At 47.7% G+C, this 18,572-nt stretch carries 15 protein-coding genes; 13 read left to right on the top strand and 2 right to left on the bottom strand.

Annotation, left to right across the window (positions count from 1 at the left end; genetic code table 11):
* Positions 1–117 precede the first annotated feature (117 nt).
* The 9 genes from C1A02_RS00470 (at position 118) to xdh (ending at position 12,514) form a co-directional block, all read left to right on the top strand.
* Positions 118–918 carry a nitroreductase family protein gene (locus C1A02_RS00470; RefSeq protein ID WP_101696249.1) on the top strand — a complete coding sequence of 267 codons (801 nt, stop codon included), beginning with the start codon at positions 118–120 and terminating at the stop codon, positions 916–918.
* A 32-nt stretch (positions 919–950) separates the two neighbouring features.
* Positions 951–1,658, top strand: coding sequence for a nitroreductase family protein (locus C1A02_RS00475; RefSeq protein WP_101696250.1), 708 nt, complete (start codon positions 951–953; stop codon positions 1,656–1,658).
* Between the two features lie 1,321 nt (positions 1,659–2,979).
* Complete coding sequence (locus C1A02_RS00480; protein ID WP_101696251.1) at positions 2,980–4,389, top strand: nucleobase:cation symporter-2 family protein; 1,410 nt, start codon at positions 2,980–2,982, stop codon at positions 4,387–4,389.
* Between the two features lie 383 nt (positions 4,390–4,772).
* Positions 4,773–5,702, top strand: a complete 930-nt coding sequence (locus C1A02_RS00485; RefSeq protein ID WP_101696252.1) for an NTP transferase domain-containing protein — start codon at positions 4,773–4,775, stop codon at positions 5,700–5,702.
* Positions 5,703–5,823: 121 nt separating this feature from the next.
* The gene (locus tag C1A02_RS00490; RefSeq protein ID WP_243577899.1) at positions 5,824–6,456 is read left to right on the top strand and encodes a nucleotidyltransferase family protein; all 633 of its coding nucleotides are present in this window, start codon (positions 5,824–5,826) and stop codon (positions 6,454–6,456) included.
* A gap of 17 nt (positions 6,457–6,473) precedes the next feature.
* Positions 6,474–8,600: a xanthine dehydrogenase family protein molybdopterin-binding subunit gene (locus tag C1A02_RS00495; RefSeq protein ID WP_101696254.1), complete on the top strand. Its 2,127-nt coding sequence runs from the start codon at positions 6,474–6,476 to the stop codon at positions 8,598–8,600.
* Between the two features lie 2 nt (positions 8,601–8,602).
* Complete coding sequence (locus C1A02_RS00500) at positions 8,603–9,076, top strand: (2Fe-2S)-binding protein (RefSeq protein WP_101696255.1); 474 nt, start codon at positions 8,603–8,605, stop codon at positions 9,074–9,076.
* Positions 9,070–9,888 carry an FAD binding domain-containing protein gene (locus tag C1A02_RS00505; RefSeq protein ID WP_101696256.1) on the top strand — a complete coding sequence of 273 codons (819 nt, stop codon included), beginning with the start codon at positions 9,070–9,072 and terminating at the stop codon, positions 9,886–9,888. The genes C1A02_RS00500 and C1A02_RS00505 overlap by 7 nt, the downstream gene beginning before the upstream one ends.
* A 55-nt stretch (positions 9,889–9,943) precedes the next feature.
* On the top strand, positions 9,944–12,514 hold the full coding sequence (xdh, locus tag C1A02_RS00510; RefSeq protein WP_101696257.1) for a selenium-dependent xanthine dehydrogenase: 2,571 nt from the start codon (positions 9,944–9,946) through the stop codon (positions 12,512–12,514).
* A 284-nt stretch (positions 12,515–12,798) separates the two neighbouring features.
* Here the strand turns inward: xdh and C1A02_RS00515 are convergent, their stop codons facing one another.
* Positions 12,799–13,476: a type III PLP-dependent enzyme domain-containing protein gene (locus C1A02_RS00515; RefSeq protein WP_129588132.1), complete on the bottom strand. Its 678-nt coding sequence runs from the start codon at positions 13,474–13,476 to the stop codon at positions 12,799–12,801.
* Positions 13,477–13,838: 362 nt separating this feature from the next.
* Positions 13,839–14,501, bottom strand: coding sequence for a helix-turn-helix transcriptional regulator (locus tag C1A02_RS00520; RefSeq protein ID WP_101696259.1), 663 nt, complete (start codon positions 14,499–14,501; stop codon positions 13,839–13,841).
* 527 nt (positions 14,502–15,028) lie between these two features.
* Here C1A02_RS00520 and C1A02_RS00525 point away from each other — a divergent pair.
* From C1A02_RS00525 to C1A02_RS00540, 4 genes are read left to right on the top strand one after another with little or no spacing between them, the layout of a single operon-like run.
* Positions 15,029–16,057, top strand: a complete 1,029-nt coding sequence (locus C1A02_RS00525) for a molybdopterin-binding protein (protein ID WP_101696260.1) — start codon at positions 15,029–15,031, stop codon at positions 16,055–16,057.
* Between the two features lies 1 nt (position 16,058).
* Positions 16,059–16,574, top strand: a complete 516-nt coding sequence (gene moaC / locus C1A02_RS00530; RefSeq protein WP_101696261.1) for a cyclic pyranopterin monophosphate synthase MoaC — start codon at positions 16,059–16,061, stop codon at positions 16,572–16,574.
* Between the two features lie 10 nt (positions 16,575–16,584).
* Entirely contained in the window at positions 16,585–17,604 is a 1,020-nt protein-coding gene (gene moaA, locus C1A02_RS00535; protein ID WP_101696262.1) for a GTP 3',8-cyclase MoaA, read from the top strand.
* Positions 17,605–17,609: 5 nt separating this feature from the next.
* Positions 17,610–18,560, top strand: coding sequence for an MOSC domain-containing protein (locus C1A02_RS00540; RefSeq protein ID WP_101696263.1), 951 nt, complete (start codon positions 17,610–17,612; stop codon positions 18,558–18,560).
* Positions 18,561–18,572: the final 12 nt, after the last annotated feature.

Here is an 18,572-nt window from a genome sequence, read left to right on the forward strand (position 1 = left end):
CATTCGGTGCTGTAAAGCAGAGCGGAAACAGATCTTAAAAACGAAATAGCTGCGAGCGTCTTTCGATTCCTTTTTAATAAACTTGATGATAGAAATAAGAAGATTGAGGTGTGAATAATGGATAAAAATCGTATCGTAAATATTGATGTTGAAAAGTGTATTGGTTGTGGGCTGTGCTGCAAAGACTGTCCTCATCATGTGCTTGTGCTGCAAAACGGCAAAGCGGTAATGCTGGCGGAACAGTGTCTTGAATGCGGCCACTGCGTTGCGATATGTCCGAAAGACGCTGTTACTATGAATGGATATGATATGAACGAAGTCAAAGCATATGATAAAAACAGTTTTGGTATGAATGAGGATGTTTTTCTTAACACGATACAATTTCGCCGATCGATAAGGCATTATCAGACAAGGCAGGTCGACAAAGAAGCAATTCAGAAAATCATAGAAGCGGGGCGCTTTACCCCCACCGGTGGCAACAAGCAAAGGATACGATATGTCGTTGCTCAAAAAAGGATTTCCATGTTTGAAAATGATGCGTTAAAAGTATTTAAAAGGTGGAAGTATCCGGCCAAAATTGCGAGTAAATTGATTCATTTTCCGTATGATCTGAGTACATACCAATTAGAACCGGGTTTTTTCTTCCATGGAGCACCGACTGTTCTTTTTGTTATTTCAGATGATGCTGTGGATGCTTCACTTGCATCAATGAATATGGAACTGATGGCTGAGGCTATGGGGCTGGGAACACTGTATGTGGGGTTTTTCGCTGTAGCGGCCAAACGAAGCAGGAAAATTCGAAAAGAGCTTGGCCTTACCAAAAAAGAAAAGGTGGTAACTTGTCTTGCAATCGGATATCCCGCTGTTCAATATATGCGGACAGTTCCCAGAAAAAAAGTGGATATTGAATGGAGATAGAAGCGAATTTATGAAGGTATTGGAGGTAATTTATGCGCAGTGCAATCGAAAAAAGAGTTTCGCGAAGAAAGTTTGAACAGGAAGCGCTTACAATAGAAGAAAAAGAAAAAATCATTTCGCTGATTCACCAATTAAATGGGGAATCCGGTTTAAGAATGGAATTTTTAGAAGATGGAAGCGGTGCTTTTCAAAAGTTAAGAAAAAGTTATGGGCTGTTTACCAATGTGCGTTCCCTTGTTTTGATGAAAGGAAAAAAAGAAGATAAAGATTTAAAAGAAAAAATTGGATATTACGGAGAAGATTTGGTTCTTGCTATTACTGATTTGGGTTTGGGAACATGCTGGGTGGGTGGCACCTTTGACCCGGACGAATTCACCATAGACAGTGATGAAGAATTGGCGTGTGTTGTTGTTATGGGCAAAGTGGCAGCCCCTTCATTAACCGAAAAAATGGTTCGTTCCGCTACCCATCGAAAAGGGAAAAGCATAGAAGAACGAATCAAAAGCGATCAGCCTTTGCCCCAATGGATCAAAAATGGAATGGAGGTAGTGTTACTTGCTCCAAGCGCTAAGAACACACAAAAAACAATATTTCGGTACGAGAACAACATCTTAATTGCCGAAATTGTAGATGACTATTCCATGGATTTGATTGATTTAGGCATTGCAAAGAAACATTTTGAGATAGGTGCAGGGGGAAAATTCGAATTTGGAAATAGCGGAGTATTCCATTTGAGTTAACACTGCATTTTATCAGATGAAAAGGCTTATGAAACCAATTAAAAAACCAATGAACAGCAACTGATTTTATCGTATATTTGTGGCTGAATGCATCAGAACAATAGGAATGTTTGCATCAGGCGCATGAATTTGCGTAACGAAACAGATTGGCGTAAAACCGACCACTTCCTTTTTTAAAAATGGCTTCAAAACTTTGACGTGGTTCCAAAAAGAATAATCAAATCTTGCTCTATAGTCAAAAAAGAAAAATTCCTTTTTGCAAAAATAAAGAAAGTGTTTCTAAAGGGGATTCTGAAGAAAAATAGAAGAGTTTTTAGGCTCTGAAAGGTACCTTTAAAAACAATCCAACAGTTGGCATCCTTATAAAATTGATGATTAAAATGAGCTTTTCCTTAATTTTGTTCTGTTGCATGAAAAGCAATGGTTTCTTCTGTTTCAAATAGTTTCTAAACTTTCTCAAAAAAATTCATATTGTGTAAAACGGGAAACCGGTTGAGAAATCTACCGGTTTCTTTTTTTGCAAATTTTTTATGGATTTCAACGCAGGTTTTGCTAATTAAACTTCTGTTTCATGCAGAATGCAATCACTTTTATACCTAAAATTTTTTTTGAGTTCAATGGGAAATATGCTGTTATATTGACGACGAATACGAGCTGAAAGTTACCCCTGCCCAGCTCTGCAGAAGACGTTACAGGGGATACCGCTGGAAAACGCCTTTGTTTTCTCTGGGGTAAGAGAATTTTCAGAATGACGGTTTTCATAGGGAAACCGTTTGTTTTTTTGAAACCGAACGTTGTATTGCTGTAAAAAAACCATTTTTTAATCCTATTTTTGTTTAAAATTTTATTTTATGAGTTCTCATATTGGGCATAAAAAATATTTATAAATCTAAAAATTTTTGTTGACATGGCATAATGACACTGCTATACTGAGGGGGAAAAATGATTTTATTTTTTCCGTTGCCTCCATCTTATGGTTATCTCTTAGGAATAAACAGCTGTTTAAAATATTTTAAGAATGTATGATTACCCATTTCTACTTTGTTGACTGCATCCCTTGCATTGGGGTGCCGCAAGATAGAAATGCAGCGAACTGAGAGAGGGATGATGTTCAATTGCATGGTGTGGCACATCGTTTGCAATAAAAAAGAGTCAAACGCAGGCAGCAGATTTCATCCTGACTTTTACAGATGAAATTTGCATTGTGTTTCTAAAGCAGCAAGGACCGAAAAAATTTGGGAAATGGTTTTCATGGTTATACCACTTTGGGTGATTTCACGTTGAGAAACTATTTTATTCTAGTGCTTTGGAGGAATGATGAATGAGTAAGAGCAACGGGTCGGAAATAAAACAAAACATTGTTACAGAACCGGTTGACGAAATGCTGCCGGTTGGAAAGCTTTTTACATTTGGACTACAGCATGTGCTGGCAATGTATGCGGGTGCAGTGGCGATTCCGCTTCTTGTTGGCGTATCGCTGAACTTTACGGAGCTGCAAATTTCACTTCTGGTAGCGGCGGATTTGTTTACCTGCGGTATCGCCACGCTGATTCAGTCGCTGGGGCTTGGGAAACAGATTGGAATTCGCTTGCCGGCCATTTTAGGCTGTTCTTTTGCCGTTGTGGCCCCTTTGATTACCATTGGCGGGCAGTACGGCATGCAGTACGCTTACGGTGCAATTCTGTGCGCCGGTGCCATCGTTTTCTTGGCGTCTCCGCTGTATGGCGAGGTGCTTCGGTTTTTCCCGCCGGTGGTAATCGGTTCTGTTGTAACGATTATCGGCCTTTCTCTTCTGCCGGTGGCGGCAGAAAATATCGGAGGGGGAGTGGGCTCAGAAAATTTCGGTTCCCTCCAAAATCTTTTGCTGGCCAGTATCGTTATGGTAATTATTATTCTTTTCAATAGGTTTTTTACCGGTTTTCTTCGTTCCATTGCGGTGCTTATCGGCATTTTAGTGGGCACGATAGCCGGCAGTTTTATGGGGATAGTCGATATGACGCCCGTACATACCGCCCATTGGTTTGGCTTTGTACGTCCATTTATATTTGGTGCTCCCAAATTTGCGGCTAACCCCATTTTGCTGATGGTCATCATTATGCTGATTTGTATGATTGAATCCACAGGTACTTATCTGGGAATTGGCAAAGTGGTTGGAAAAGAAATTGATAAAAAGGAAATTGTCAAAGGCATGCGGGCAGAAGGCCTTGCGACCGTTATCGGTGGTGTTTTCAATTCCTTTTCTTATACCTGTTTCAATCAAAATCTGGGGTTGTTAACGCTCAGTAAGGTCTACAGCCGTTTTGTGGGAGCTGCTGCCGGTGTTATTTTGGTGCTTTTGGGTTTATGTCCGAAATTTGCCGCTCTTGCAACCATTATTCCGAATCCGGTGATTGGCGGGGCCACCATTGTTATGTTTGCTTTGGTCGCGGTTGCCGGTTTCAATATGCTGCGTGAGGTAGATTTTGACAATCCGGGAAATACGCTGATTGTAGCGTGCTCGATCGGAATCGGTTTGGCTGTAACCACAGTTCCCACACTGTTTGAGCATACCCCTATGTTTATCCGCACAGTGTTTGGTGGAAGCGGCATTGTTTCTTGTGCCTTTACGGCTGTGATTCTGAACATTCTATTTCATCACATCCATTTGAAGCCCAAAAAACAGGGCCCTGACCAGAGCGAAGCAGCTGAGGCAACACCGATAAAAGAAAAGGCCGTTACGGGCAGTAAATAAAAAGTGGCGGCACAGATTGGATTAAGGTACGGGTGGGCGAAGAGGATTCCTCCACCCATCCTTTCCTTTTGAAAGGCCTGGCGCCGATTCCGCTTATGGGGCTTATTGCAAATTGAATTGACGAAAATATAGAAAGTGTGCAATAATAAAAAGATAGCGACAGTGTAATTGTGCAATAGCTACAATTTAATTTACGGGGATACAGATAGTTGTCTGAAGGATACGAAAGGGAAATTCAGAAACAATCATGGAGGGTCTGGTCTATTACAAGGAACCCAGCCCTAGTGTTCGGCTGTTTTCAGTGAAGAACAGCTGTGCAGAACCATACCTGTAACATAAAACTGCCGAAACAGCCTAACTGACGAATAACAGGGGGTGCAAAAGTGCGAATAAGCAAAGTTGGCGGGTTAATTGCGGCGGCCAGCAAGCAGGCTGCACTGCCGATGTTACAAGTCGGCACCATTCCTATTATCAAACGAATTGTAATCTCTTTTCAGCAGGCCGGTATTTTCCCAATTGTGATTATTACCGGTGCAGACGAAGAACAGGTCAAGTGTCAGCTAAGTAATTACGGCGTGATTTTTATTTCTCACCAACAGCCGGATCATCCGCAGCTTTTGGATTCTGTAAAAATGGGGCTGCAATATCTTTATGGAAAATGCGATCGCATTGCGTTTACCCCGGTAAATGTGCCTATGTTTACGCCGGATACATTGACAAAGCTGATGAACACCCCGGGGGAAATTGTAACCCCTTCTTATCAGGGGAACGGCGGCCATCCTGTCATGCTTTTGGAAAGTGTAATTCCGGATATTCTGGCCTATGCCGGTGAGGACGGGTTGCGCGGCGCAGTTCAGTCTTTGAACGAAAAAAGAAGATGGGTTCCAGTGGAGGACGAGGGGATTTTAACCAGCGTACATAATGAAGAGCAGCTTCAAGCAAGGCTGGAAGAGCATAATGACGCAATTCTTCACCCGGTAATTCATATAAGCATTGAGCGGGAAACCGCTTTTTTTGACGCGCGGCTGAAGTTGCTGTTGTTTTTGATTTCGGATACCCGCAATATGCGCAAGGCCTGTGAAGCAATGGCTTTGTCTTACGGTAAAGCATGGAACATGATTAACCGGCTGGAAATAGAGTTGGGCTATTCTGTGGTAGAGCGAAGACAAGGCGGAAAACATGGCGGAAACACTTTTTTAACTGAGCGTGGAGAGGCATTTTTGCTGGCTTCTCAACACTTTGAGGAAGAAGTGTTTCGTTTTGCGCAAAGCCATTTTCAAAAATCGTTTCTTATGACAAAAATCATGGGATAGAATTCTACAAGTTCCTTTGTGGAAGAACTTGCAAACATAACCCCCCCATTCCATAATGAAAGTAGCGTGATACTCATGATTCTATGGCAAGAATTAAGAGGGCTGTTTTCAAATGGAAGGGGTGGTTTTTTTGTTCGATACTCAACACAGCATCTGCGGTTTGATCCTTGCCGCGGGGCTTTCTTCACGAATGGGCGATTTTAAACCGCTAATGCCGTTTCGGGGGAAAACACTGATTGAAAACACAGTCAGCAGCGTTCTGAGCGGGGGGGCACAGTCTGTAGTCGTGGTAACCGGATTCCGCGGCGAGGAGCTGGAAACGCTTTTGCGCTGCAGATATGGGGACCGGGTGCTCTTTGCCCGCAACTATGATTTCGCCGAAACGGATATGATGCACTCCATTCAAATCGGATGCCGTGCCCTGCCGCTTTGCGAGGCATTTTTTCTGCTTCCCGGGGATATGCCGGTTGTGCAGCGGGCTACCTTTCATAAGCTGCTTGGGGCACGGCCCGCAAATGCGGTCAGCGTGGTGTTCCCAACACTTGGGGGATACCGAAAACACCCGCCGTTGGTGGATGTACGCCTGATTCCGGACATTCTTGCTTTTGATGGCGAAGGCGGCCTGCGTCGGCTTTGGCAGCAGCACAAAGAACTGGTATACACCGTGCCGGTAGATGATGATGGGGTCTGGATAGACCTTGACACACAGCACGACTATCAGAAATGCAGGCAGACTTATGAATTTATGAATTAGGAGGCAATGATTGAGCTATGGAAAAAATTAGTCAATCGGTGGTGAAAAAGGACCATGAGCCAAAAATGTCTGGGCGTTCTGTCTATGTAGGGGATTACTCTGATGATGGTGTGTTGGTCGGCAAGCTGCTTCGTTCCAAGCTGGCAAAGGCAAAGCTGCTGAAAGTAGAGTTGCCCGTTCTGCCTGAAGGTTATTTTTATGTAGACAAATCCGATGTACCCGGCGACAACAATGTAAACGTTGTTCTGGATGACACGCCGGTTTTTGCCAGAGATACCGTGGAATACATCGGTGAGCCCATCGGCATGGTGGTTGGGCCGGACGAGAAGGTTTTGAACCGAATTTTGTCCGAAATTCAAGTCACTTATGAAGAGCTGGAGCCGGTACTTGATCTGCGCAAGGCAGACACGGTGTTTTTTAACTACGAGTACAGCAAGGGGAATTTGGAACAGGCATTTGCCGCGGCAGATAAAATTTATGAAGAAGAGTTTCTCACAGGCTATCAGGATCAGACTTATTTGGAAACGCAGGGAATGATGGCAGAGCCGGAGGACAACGGGAATATGTATGTGCACGGCTCTTTGCAGTGTGCCTATTATGTTCACGGAGCAGTCATGCGTGCGCTGGGCTGCAAGCCGGATCAGGTTCATATTTTTCAGGATGTAACCGGCGGCGGATTTGGCGGCAAGGAAGCCTTCCCCTCGATTTTGGGCTGTCAGGTGGCTGTGGCGGCAAAGAAAGCGAATGCCCCGGTACGCTGTGTTTTTGACCGCAGGGAGGATCTGGAATTTACCTCTAAGCGCCATCCATCGTTGTGTACATACAAGGTTGCCGTCAAAGACGGAAAAGTTACGGCAATGGATATTAACGTCAAATTCAACGCCGGGGCTTACACCACGCTGACCCCGGTTGTGCTTCAGCGGGGAATCATCTGTGCCAGCGGCGTTTATAACGTCGAAAATCTGCATGTTCATGGAATTGCGCTGAAAACCAACACCACTCCATCCGGTGCTTACCGCGGATTCGGCGCTCCTCAGACATTTTTTGCAGTGGAAATGATCATGAACCACATCGCACAGGATCTTGGCGTTGCTTCCCTGAATTTTAAGGAAGATCATCTGGTGCGGCAGGGTGATGCTACTTCTACTTCCGGCAAATACCATTTCCCGGTGCCCCTGCCCGATATGATTGCGCAGGTGGATCAGGCCTGCGACTTCCGCAGAAAATATCAGGAATATCAAAAGCCCCAAACCGGGCGCTACCGCAGAGGAATCGGTATGTCCATGTGGTTCCACGGGGCGGGATTTACCGGATCTGGCGAACGTGATTTCATCAAGGCTGTCTGTCAGCTGCACAAACATCCGGACGGCACAGTGGAAATTTTGGCTGCAAACGGAGAAATTGGCCAGGGTCTTCGAACCACATTCCCAAAGATTGTGGCACACGAACTGAATCTGCCTTTGGAAAAAGTGTATTATAACCACCCCGACACCGCCCGCGTTCCAGATTCCGGCCCCACGGTGGCCTCTCGTTCCCTAATGATTGTGGGTGAACTGCTGCGGCGTGCCGCCATTCAGCTGCGCAGCCAGTGGAAGGACGGAGAGGATCAGGTTGTGGAGGAACATTTCAAAGAGCCGGATTTCATGATCCCGTTTTATTTGGATAAATTCCAAGGCGATGCTTACCCCACCTATGCCTGGGCAGTCGGCGCGATTGAGGTGGAAGTGGATACCTACACCGGAATTTCTAAAGTTTTGGGAGCATATGGCTCTTTTGATGTTGGTACACCCATCGACTATAACATCGTGATCGGGCAAATGGAGGGTGGATTCCTGCAAGGCATCGGTTATGCCTCCATTGAAAATATGGATTACGACAATAAGGGGCGGATTCGAAACAATTCTTTCTCAGATTACCTAATTCCCACCACCAAGGATGTGCCGAATCTTCAATGTATGCTGTATGTGCAAAAATATTGTGACGGCCCATACGGAGCCAAAGGCGCGGGAGAACTGCCGCTGGTGGGTGCGCCGTGCGCATATGCAGCTGCGGTGGAGCAGGCACTGGGGAATGGTGTGCGAGTAAACCACATTCCGTTCACGATAGAGGATACTCTGAAGGCTATCAGCAAGGAGGCGGAATAATCATGGATGCAATTCGATTTATTCTCAACGGCAAAGAGGTATTCTATGAAGGCAGTGCGTCGGATCGTCTGCTGGATGTGCTGAGAAATACATATCGCACCACCAGCGTTAAGTGTGGCTGTAAAGAGGGGGAGTGCGGTGCCTGTGCCGTTCTGATGGATGGTGTTCTGGTCAACTCCTGCTGTGTTGCCATGGGTGCGGTAGAGGGATCTTCCATTCTTACGATGGAAGGCTTTCGCGATACAAAGCGCTATGCAGTGCTGGATAAAGCGTTTGCGGGTTTTTCCGCTGTACAATGCGGCTTTTGCATCCCTGGTATGGTGCTGGCCGCGGAGGCACTGCTTTCTGCGAACGCGCACCCCAAAGAGGAAGAAATTCGAGAAGGGCTTTCCGGTAATCTTTGTCGCTGCACGGGCTATAACGCTATTGTCAATGCAGTATCAACCGCTGCAAAGGAGGGGAATGGATTATGGTAAACGGATACACGGCTGCTTCTTTGCGGGATGCATTGGATGTTCGTGCAGCGCATAAGGTAGTCCCCTATACCGGCGGTACCGACCTGATGGTAGAAAATCGGCCGGATGCCACCTATCTGTTTTTGAATAAAATTCCCGAATTAAAGCAAATTTCGCTGGATGAGGATTTCATCCGCATCGGTGCGGGAGTCACCTTTACCCAAGCGCTGGCTGACAGCCGCGTTCCCCCAATTATGAAAGACGCTGTTTCGCTGATTGCAGCGCCTGCTATCCGCAATGCCGGCACGTTTGGTGGGAATTTGGGGAACGGTTCTGCCAAGGCTGACTCGGTTCTGATTGAATATGTGGCGGATGCAAAACTGCGGCTGCTGTCTGTGCGCGGCGAACGTATTGTGGACGTGGACCGGTTCTATCTTGGCCGTAAGAAGCTGGATTTAGCCGAAGACGAACTGATTGTGGAAGTTCTGCTGCCTAATACCGGGCTGGAAAGGTATTACTATCAAAAGGTCGGCGGGCGCAATGCCTTGGCCATCTCTCGCGTTGCTTTTGCAGGCGTTTTTGCGGCAGAGGACGGAAAGATTACAAACATTGCCGCAGCCTTTGGTGCCGTAGCGGATACCGTGTTGCGGTTTCAGGATTTGGAAAGCCGGATGCTTGGAAAATCACTGGAAGAGGCCAAGGCGCTGAAAGACGAATATCTCAAAGCCTATGCCGACCGAATGGTTCTTACGCGGGGCCGTGTATCGGCGGAATACCGAAAAAAGGTCTGCATGAATTTGCTGGATGAATTTTTGACTCAGTTTGGCATTTAATTCGGAGTGAAACCCTGCAGTTGTGTGATGCAGGGTTTCTGAAAGGGAGAATGAGATGTATACAGTTTGTATCAACGGGAAAGAGTACGAATCTGCTCACGATAAAAAGCTGCTGCTTTTTTTGCGGGATGATCTGCACCTGACCGCCACCAAAGACGGGTGCAGTGAAGGCGCCTGTGGAACCTGCACAGTACTGGTGGACGGCGTAAAGACAAAAGCCTGTGTGATGCCCCTGAGCAAGTTACAGGGCAAAAAAGTTCTTACGGTTGAGGGGATCGACCCAGAGGAAATGAAGATTTATGAGCATTGCTTTGCAGAGGCAGGGGCGGTTCAGTGCGGTTTCTGTATTCCCGGCATGGTCATTTCTGCAAAAAGCCTTTTGGATGTCAATCAAAACCCGACCCGTACCGAAGTAAAACAGGCAATTAAGGGGAACCTTTGCCGCTGCACCGGTTACAAGAAAATTGAGGATGCCATTCTGATGGCGGCAGAATTTTTCCGCGGGAAAAAGGCGATTCCGCCCACCCCCACTGTGCTGCATATGAACGAGCACGCCAAGCGGATCGATGCCGCCGAAAAGGTGAACGGCACCGGGATTTTTGCCGATGATATTGTGGTGGACGGGATGCTGTACGCCAAACCCGTTTATTCTAAATATCCCCGTGCCCGCATTGATCGGCTGGATGTGAGCAAAGCAATGGCGCACCCTGACTGTGTCGAGGTTCTTGTCAAAGAAGATGTTCCGTGCAATAAAATCGGCCACATTAAGCAGGACTGGGATGTGATGATGGGCGTGGGCGATATCACCCGCTATGTGGGCAATGTTTTGGCGGTTGTGGCAACCGACAGGAAAGAGAAGCTGGAAGAAATCTGTTCTCTTGTTGAAGTCGATTATACAGAGCTGGAACCCGTTACCACCCCCTTTGATGCGCTGAAGGGCGACGCGCCCCTGATTCACGAGGATGGGAATGTGATGAGCCGCGCCAATCTGGTGCGGGGCAATGCGGACGATGCGATTAAAAAATCTAAATATGTAGTGACACGGAAATACAAAACCTCTTGGCAAGAGCACGGATTTATGGAGCCGGAATGTTGTGTTGCCCTGCCGGAAGGTGATGACGGCCTGCTGATCTATACGACCAGCCAGTCGATTTATGACGTGCAGCGAGAGTGTGCCCAGATGCTGCAGCTTCCGAAGGAGAAGGTACATTGTCATGCTTCGCTGGTAGGCGGCGGCTTCGGCGGAAAAGAGGATATGTCTGTGCAGCAGTACGCCGCGCTTATGGCGTGGGTGACGAAAAAACCGGTCAAGGTCAAGTACACCCGGCAGGAATCCCTTAATTACCACGTCAAGCGCCATCCCATGGAAATGGAGTTCACCACAGCCTGCGATGAGAACGGTATCCTCACCGGGATGAAAGGGATCATTATAGCCGACACGGGGGCCTATGCCTCTTTGGGCGGCCCGGTGCTGCATCGCGCCTGCACTCATGCGGCCGGGCCTTATAATTATCAGAACATCGATATTTTCGGTATGTCGGTTTACACAAACAACGTGGTTTCCGGTGCGTTTCGCGGCTTCGGTGTGACCCAAAGCTGTTTCGCCACAGAAATGAATATCAATTTGTTGGCAGAGATGGTGGGGATTGACCCGTGGCAGTTCCGCCGCCGCAATGCCATAAAACCCGGCGACATTTTGCCCAACGGGCAAACCGCTGACCCCAACACCAACATGGCCGCCTGTATTGACGCGGTGAAAGATGTGTTTTATTCCAATCCTTATGCCGGAATTGCCTGTGGATTTAAGAACTCTGGCACCGGAATGGGCAAAAAGGATATTGGCCGGGTGTTGCTGTCTGTGGAGCAGGGGAAAATTCATATCCGTACCTCTGCCTCTTGTATGGGGCAGGGCATCGGACAAATGACCCTGACAGAAATTTGCCATGTGACTCATTTGGATCCCGCACTGTTTGTCTTTGAAGCTGCGGATACGATTCGCACTCCGGATTCCGGTACATCCACTGCTTCCCGGCAGACTGTTGTGACGGGTGAGGCCGCCCGCCGTGCGGGTGAAATGCTCAAATGCGCCCTGAACTGCGGAAAAACCCTTGCCGAGTTGGAGGGAAAAGAGTTTTTGGGCGAATACTCTGCACAAACAGATCCTTTGGGTGCGATCAAGGAAAACCCGATTAGCCATGTGTCGTATTCTTATGGTGCACAGGTTATTGTGCTGAACGAAGAGGGAAGAATCACCAAGGCTGTTTCTGCTTTTGACGTGGGAACACCGGTGAACATTCAGTCTGTGGAAGGCCAGATCGAGGGCGGCATGGTGATGGGAATTGGCTATGGTGTGACCGAAAAGTTTGAGTGTGTGGACGGTTACCCCAAAAGCAGGTTTGGAACAATCGGCTTTATGCGAGCCACAGAGGCACCCGAGCTAGAGGTTATCCTCTGCCAGCCGGAAGAAAAGGATCAACTGCCTTATTCGCTGGGTGCCAAGGGCTGCGGTGAGCTTTGTATGATTCCCACTGCTCCGGCCTGTGCTCACGCTTACTATCGTCTGGATGGAAGGTTCCGCCAGAGCCTGCCTTTGGAAGATACCCCCTACCGAAAAAACAAACGCTAAAAAACTTACTGAAAAATTAACAGATTTAATGAAGGGTACAGGTTCGTACTGTCTGCTTTTGCCGGATCGATACCTGCGCTAAGATGTTATCGGCGTTGGAAGAGCCCAAGGCTTTTTCGGCGGTGAACCGGCAGACTCTGATATTTCTTGGGTTTTCCACAAGCAGGAATCAAAAAACTCTTTGCATGCAGCGGTAGGTTGTTTTGGAATAGAACTCCTGTTGTTTCAATTAATACAAAGAGCCGGGGCAGACGATAATCTGCCCCGGCTCTTTGTATTTTCAGTTATGTAATCAGCAGTTTAGCATAAAATGCATTTTGATTCTGTGTGGCAACTATTTTCGCTTCACGCAGGAAATCCTCCAGCGTTTCCGGATGCTCCAATGCGTTTTTATAGGCAGGTTCCGCACCGCCCGAAACGCATAGGTAAGGCATACCGCAAGGTAAGATCACTGTCATACGCTTTGCCAGTTCATAGCAGGTGCGAAAATATTTTCCCAGTGCTTTTCCGTGAAGGCCTTCTGTGCTGCCCTGCACAAAACAGCCGCGAACAGAGATTCCGCCAAATGCTTTGATTGCCTGCGCAAGCTCAGGCAACTCTCTTTCCGGAATGCCGAACTGCTTTTTATCGTCATAAGCCTCGGGGATGATCCGCAGGCCAACAGATTCCAGAAAGCCCGGCTTCAGCAGGGGCTGTGCCACCCGGTTTATCTGGTTAAGCTCGTCCCGGTCATTGGCGATAAAGCGGCATTTGCCAATGGCGCGACGAAGTGCATCCTCTGTTTTGCCCGGTGTGGAAAAGTAGATATGTTCCGCTGTTAGCCCAAGTGAGGCGGCTTTTTCCACCTGCTCGCAAGAGCCGGCGTTTCCATCGGAAAAAATGGCACGCTGGTCGCAGGGGGCAAGAAGTTGATAGTCTGGAAGATTCGTTTGTACCCACATGGAAGAAGTGCTGCTTTTCATAAAAAGCTCCATTCCCCGCTGCCATTACAAGCAAACGATTCAAGGTGCTGCTGGCGCGGTGATGTTTTTAACAGGTTCTATAGGCTCAAAAAGCCAGGGCTGCAAATGATAGCCCCGGCTGCTTCAAATCTGCCCCTGTTATGCGTGGCTTTTCGCAGATTAGGAGAAGGTTCCTATTTGCCCAAGGGCATATTTTTCCATCATAAACGTTCTGAAATCTAAAAGAAAAAACAAAAATCAAGGCAAAAATCCGCAGAAATACATGTGTGTTCCCAGAATAATGGCCAATTACATTTCTTGCTGTTTTACGGTATGCTTTGGGTGCAAACGCGCTCTTGCACTTGTTTGGACTGAACAGATTGCTAATTGTTTTTGTTGGGTTTATTTACTTCAATGTAGCTGTATAAGGTAAATTTGCTGATACCAAAACATTCGGATACCTTATCACCTGATTTGGTAATCAGAAACGCACCGGCATCATTCAGGAACTGAATGGCCTGCACCTTTTCCTCTTTGTTCATAAGCGCCGGCGGTTTGCCGATGAGCTGAATGCTTTGCTCAATCAGGTTATCGAGAAGATCGTTTACATTGGTTGGAATTTGGGTGGGCTGCTCTTTTTCTTCCCCCAAGCTGATTAAGCTGGACAATCCCAAGTCAATGGAAACCAGGCTGGTAATATCAAAATTAATGCCCATCATATACCGGTAATTCCCGTTGATGTCTTTGATGAAAATGGAGGAAGACTTCAGAATAGTTCCCCTTTTATTACGAGTTATATGCACTTTATGGCCGCTAAGGCTGTGTCCGGTTTTCAGCGCTTCAATTGTTTCCAATACAATTTTAGAAGGTCCGTCGCCTACTTTCCGCCCGGTAATATTTCCGTTCAGAATGTAAACGATGGTGTGCTCTAAATCTTCACCGTTCAAATCGTGGATGCACACCTCGCAGTTGGAACCAAACTGCTGCACAATCCCTTGTGCCGTTGCAATCAGATTTTCAAGCTGAATATTGCTGCTTTCTTCCATTGAACATCCCTCATTCTAACGTCATTATTTCAATTTCTTCTTACCGTCCTTGTTTTTCAGGCTGCATGGCAGGAAAACATTCCGGTATTCTATCACGGGCGGAAAAGCAAATGCAGAGTGAATGGAAAAGCCAAAGTTTGCATTATAAGCTTTCTGAATTAATTTTCATTATATAAGGAAAAGGCTTTCACTGCAAGCCCTTCCGGTCACAGCTTTTTAACATTGCTGCAATTCGGGCCAGCCGTGCCCAAAAACCGGCAGTGAATTTAACATTCCCCGCACAGGCGCAATATTCTGCCGATTTATCAGAAGAATGGCACGATTCTTGGTTTGTGCCGCTGAAAAAGATAGATTTGTCATGCAGCAGGCGAGTGCATTTTTTGTCGAAATAAGACGCCTACAAATTTAGTTAGATTAGAACAAAAATTTTTTAATTTTGCCTTGTATTTTAGCAAAACATTTGCTATGATAAACCAAACGTTATCTTTTCGTATGAATATCGAAACTGAAGAAAAGGGTGAGCAGATATGGAACTGGTTCGGACTGAAGATGCAGTCGGGAGCGTCCTTTGCCACGATATTACACAAATTATTTCAGGGAAGAAAAAAGGGCCTGTATTCCGAAAAGGGCATGTAATTCAGCCTGAGGATATTGCAGTACTTTTAAGCGTAGGAAAAGAACATCTATATGTGTGGGAAAAGCAGCAGGGAATCTTGCATGAAGACGAAGCTGCAGAAATTCTGCGTGACTTATGTCTGAATGAAGGAATGCGCGCCACAGAACCCAAGGAAGGGAAAATAGATCTGATTGCCGAATGCGACGGCTTGTTTCAGGTGGACGGGACAGCTCTGCTGGAGGTTAATTCAACGCCGCAGATGATGATTGCCACCCGCCACGGAAATACCTTTGTCAAAGCGGGGGACAAGCTTGCCGGAACACGAATTATTCCGTTGGTGATTGAAGAAGAAAAAATGCGTCAGGTGCAAAACCGGACTTTTGCGCTGACCGGTGGGAAGCCGGTTCTGCGGCTGCTGCCCTATCGCCATAAAAAAATCGGGATAGTGGTTACAGGCTCTGAGGTATTTAAAGGGCGAATACAAGATACTTTTACTTCGGTTCTTTTACATAAGCTGCAGGAATTTGATACCGAAGTGATTGGACATGCGGTGTGTGACGACGATGACCGCATGACAACAAAGGCTATCAACGAATTTTTAAAGGATGGCGCGGATGTGGTGCTTTGCACCGGGGGCATGAGTGTGGACCCGGACGATAAAACGCCGCTGGCAATCCGCAATACCGGCGCGGAAGTTGTAACCTATGGTGCACCGGTGCTGCCGGGGGCCATGTTTATGCTGGCGTATTTGGGGAAGGCGGCGATCTGTGGGCTTCCGGGGTGCGTGATGTACGCAAAGCGCACGATTTTTGATTTAATGCTGCCCCGTGTTCTGGCGGAAGATAAAATCACAGCAAAGGAGATAGCTGCTTTGGGGGAAGGCGGATTATGTCTGGAGTGCGGCGTATGCACTTACCCCAATTGCGGTTTTGGAAAATAAAATGGAATTTTCACATTTTGACCCAGATGGAAACGCGGTCATGGTGGATGTGACCGGAAAAGCAGAAACGATTCGGGAAGCCTGTGCGCAGGGCGATATCGGTGTATCGCGGGAATGTTTTGAAAAAATCCGGCAAGGTTCCATGGAAAAAGGAGACGTGCTTTCGGTGGCGCGTATCGCCGGCATTATGGGTGTCAAACGCACCAGTGATCTGATTCCGCTGTGTCATGTTCTCAACTTGACAAAAGTGGCCATCGATTTTGAACTAATGGGGGAAATGGAAGCGCTGGAAACAGAAACGCAGGAAGAAAAGAAGCACTGGGTTCGTGTGCGATGTACCGTCCGATGCGCCGGAAAAACCGGAGTTGAAATGGAAGCACTGACCGGCACCAGTGTCGCCCTACTGACCATTTATGACATGTGCAAGGCGGTAGACAAGAGTATGGAAATCACCGGGATCTGTCTGCTTTCTAAAACAGGCGGAAAATCCGGGGAGTACCGGCGTGAGCTCCGGTAGAGGCGTATAGATGGAAAACAGAAGACAGGAACAGCGTTTGAATCAGGACGGTCAGAACCGGACGATTGATTATCTCCGCATTTCTGTTACGGATCGATGTAATCTGCGGTGCCGGTATTGTATGCCCTATGATCTGGAGTTGAAGCCGCATGACGCAATCCTTCGCAGTGAAGAAATTCTTCGCACAGTGCGGGCAGCCGCCGACTTTGGTGTTCGGCATCTGAAGGTGACAGGGGGCGAACCGTTGGTGCGCCGGGGCTGTACCGATTTGGTGCACCGGCTGAAAGAAACCGGGGGGATCGAAACCGTTACGCTCACCACCAATGGGGTTCTGCTGCCCACATTTTTGGAAGAACTAAAAGGTGCGGGGGTTGACGGAATCAACATTAGTCTGGATACCCTGGACAGAGATGCCTATACGAACATTACAGGATTCGATCGGCTGGGCGATGTGTTAAAGGCGATCGATCTCAGCGTGGCTTCCGGTATCCGCACAAAGATCAATGTAACGGTTACACAGCAGACCCCGCCGCGCGACATTGTCCGTCTGGTGGAACTGGCAAAGGACAGGCCGCTGGACGTTCGTTTTATTGAGCTGATGCCCATTGGATTCGGTGCAGATTTGTGTTCGCTGGATAATGAGCTGATTCGGGCGCGGATTCGCCTAAAATACCCGGGCCTTGCTCCGGCTGGCCGTTCGGCAAAGCGCCGGGGGTATGGGCCTGCACAATACTGGATAATTCCCGGTTTTCAGGGACAAATCGGTTTTATATCGGCCATCCACGAGCCGTTCTGCGCACAGTGCAATCGCCTGCGCCTGACAAGTTCCGGATTTTTGAAATATTGCCTGTGTTATGAGGATGGAATTGATTTAAGGCAAATCCTGCGCTGCGGCTTGCCGGAGCAGGAAGAGCGCCGGGCTTTGTTTGGCAGTTTTGTGCAGGCAGCCCGAAAAAAGCCGGAGCGGCACAGCTTTTCTGAGCAGGAGAGGATAACGGAAAAAACACCAATGTCAGGAATTGGGGGGTAACAGGGATGAACAGCGGAACAGTACGAGCTGTTTGTATTTCAGAGAAAAAGGGAATCCAAAAACATAGTGTGCCTCAAGCCTTTTTTATGGAAGAATGGGGAATTGAAAACGACGCTCATGCAGGAAAATGGCACCGTCAGGTCAGCCTGCTTTCCTTTGACCGTGTGCAGGATTTTAACGCCCGCGGCGCGCAGGTGCAGGACGGCGCGTTTGGAGAAAATCTTTTGGTGGCAGGAATCGATTTTCGGTCCCTTCCGGTCGGGACACTGCTGCGGTGCGGCGATGTGGAGCTGCGCATGACGCAGATCGGCAAAGAGTGTCATACGCATTGTGCGATTTATCAGAAAATGGGGGAATGTATCATGCCGGTGCAGGGCGTTTTTGCTGAGGTTCTGCATTCGGGAATCATCCGTTCCGGGGACCATATGAAGGTAATGCCGCCGGATCCGGAGCGTCCGTTTACAGCGGCTGTGATTACGCTGTCTGATTCCGGCGCAAAAGGGGAACGCGCAGACCAGAGCGGGCCGCTGATTACCGCCCGGCTGGAGGCAGAGGGATTTGAAGTGCTGGAAACCTTGGTTTTGCCAGACAGCGCCGAGCTTTTAAAGAAAGAGCTGTGCCGCCTGGCAGATCAGCGTCAGGTCAGCCTTGTTTTGACCACAGGGGGCACGGGGTTTTCGCCCCGTGACAATACGCCGGAGGCAACCCTTGCGGTTATGACCCGAAATGCACCGGGAATTGCCGAAGCAATTCGGGCGGCCTCAATGGCACAGACAAAGCGCGCAATGCTTTCTCGCGCGGTAAGCGTGATTCGCGGGGGAACGCTGATTGTCAATCTTCCCGGCAGCCCCAAAGCGGTTCGGGAAAGTATGGACGTATTTTTTGATACGGTTGGGCATGGGCTTAAAGTGTTGCGCGGCGCGGTAACAAACTGTGCCGCCAACTTTGAGAAATAAAATTTAAAATGT

Source organism: Clostridium minihomine (genome assembly GCF_900240385.1).
Taxonomy (GTDB): domain Bacteria; phylum Bacillota; class Clostridia; order Oscillospirales; family Acutalibacteraceae; genus Faecalispora; species Faecalispora minihomine.

Excerpts from the sequence above, each read along its gene's own strand:
- C1A02_RS00480 (WP_101696251.1), top strand. The coding sequence starts at position 2,980 with ATGAGTAAGAGCAACGGGTCGGAAATAAAACAAAACATTGTTACAGAA.
- C1A02_RS00505 (WP_101696256.1), top strand. The coding sequence starts at position 9,070 with ATGGTAAACGGATACACGGCTGCTTCTTTGCGGGATGCATTGGATGTT.
- C1A02_RS00540 (WP_101696263.1), top strand. The coding sequence starts at position 17,610 with ATGAACAGCGGAACAGTACGAGCTGTTTGTATTTCAGAGAAAAAGGGA.
- C1A02_RS00495 (WP_101696254.1), top strand. The coding sequence starts at position 6,474 with ATGGAAAAAATTAGTCAATCGGTGGTGAAAAAGGACCATGAGCCAAAA.
- moaC (WP_101696261.1), top strand. The coding sequence starts at position 16,059 with ATGGAATTTTCACATTTTGACCCAGATGGAAACGCGGTCATGGTGGAT.
- C1A02_RS00520 (WP_101696259.1), bottom strand. The coding sequence starts at position 14,501 with ATGGAAGAAAGCAGCAATATTCAGCTTGAAAATCTGATTGCAACGGCA.
- xdh (WP_101696257.1), top strand. The coding sequence starts at position 9,944 with ATGTATACAGTTTGTATCAACGGGAAAGAGTACGAATCTGCTCACGAT.
- C1A02_RS00525 (WP_101696260.1), top strand. The coding sequence starts at position 15,029 with ATGGAACTGGTTCGGACTGAAGATGCAGTCGGGAGCGTCCTTTGCCAC.
- C1A02_RS00500 (WP_101696255.1), top strand. The coding sequence starts at position 8,603 with ATGGATGCAATTCGATTTATTCTCAACGGCAAAGAGGTATTCTATGAA.
- moaA (WP_101696262.1), top strand. The coding sequence starts at position 16,585 with ATGGAAAACAGAAGACAGGAACAGCGTTTGAATCAGGACGGTCAGAAC.
- C1A02_RS00470 (WP_101696249.1), top strand. The coding sequence starts at position 118 with ATGGATAAAAATCGTATCGTAAATATTGATGTTGAAAAGTGTATTGGT.
- C1A02_RS00475 (WP_101696250.1), top strand. The coding sequence starts at position 951 with ATGCGCAGTGCAATCGAAAAAAGAGTTTCGCGAAGAAAGTTTGAACAG.
- C1A02_RS00515 (WP_129588132.1), bottom strand. The coding sequence starts at position 13,476 with ATGAAAAGCAGCACTTCTTCCATGTGGGTACAAACGAATCTTCCAGAC.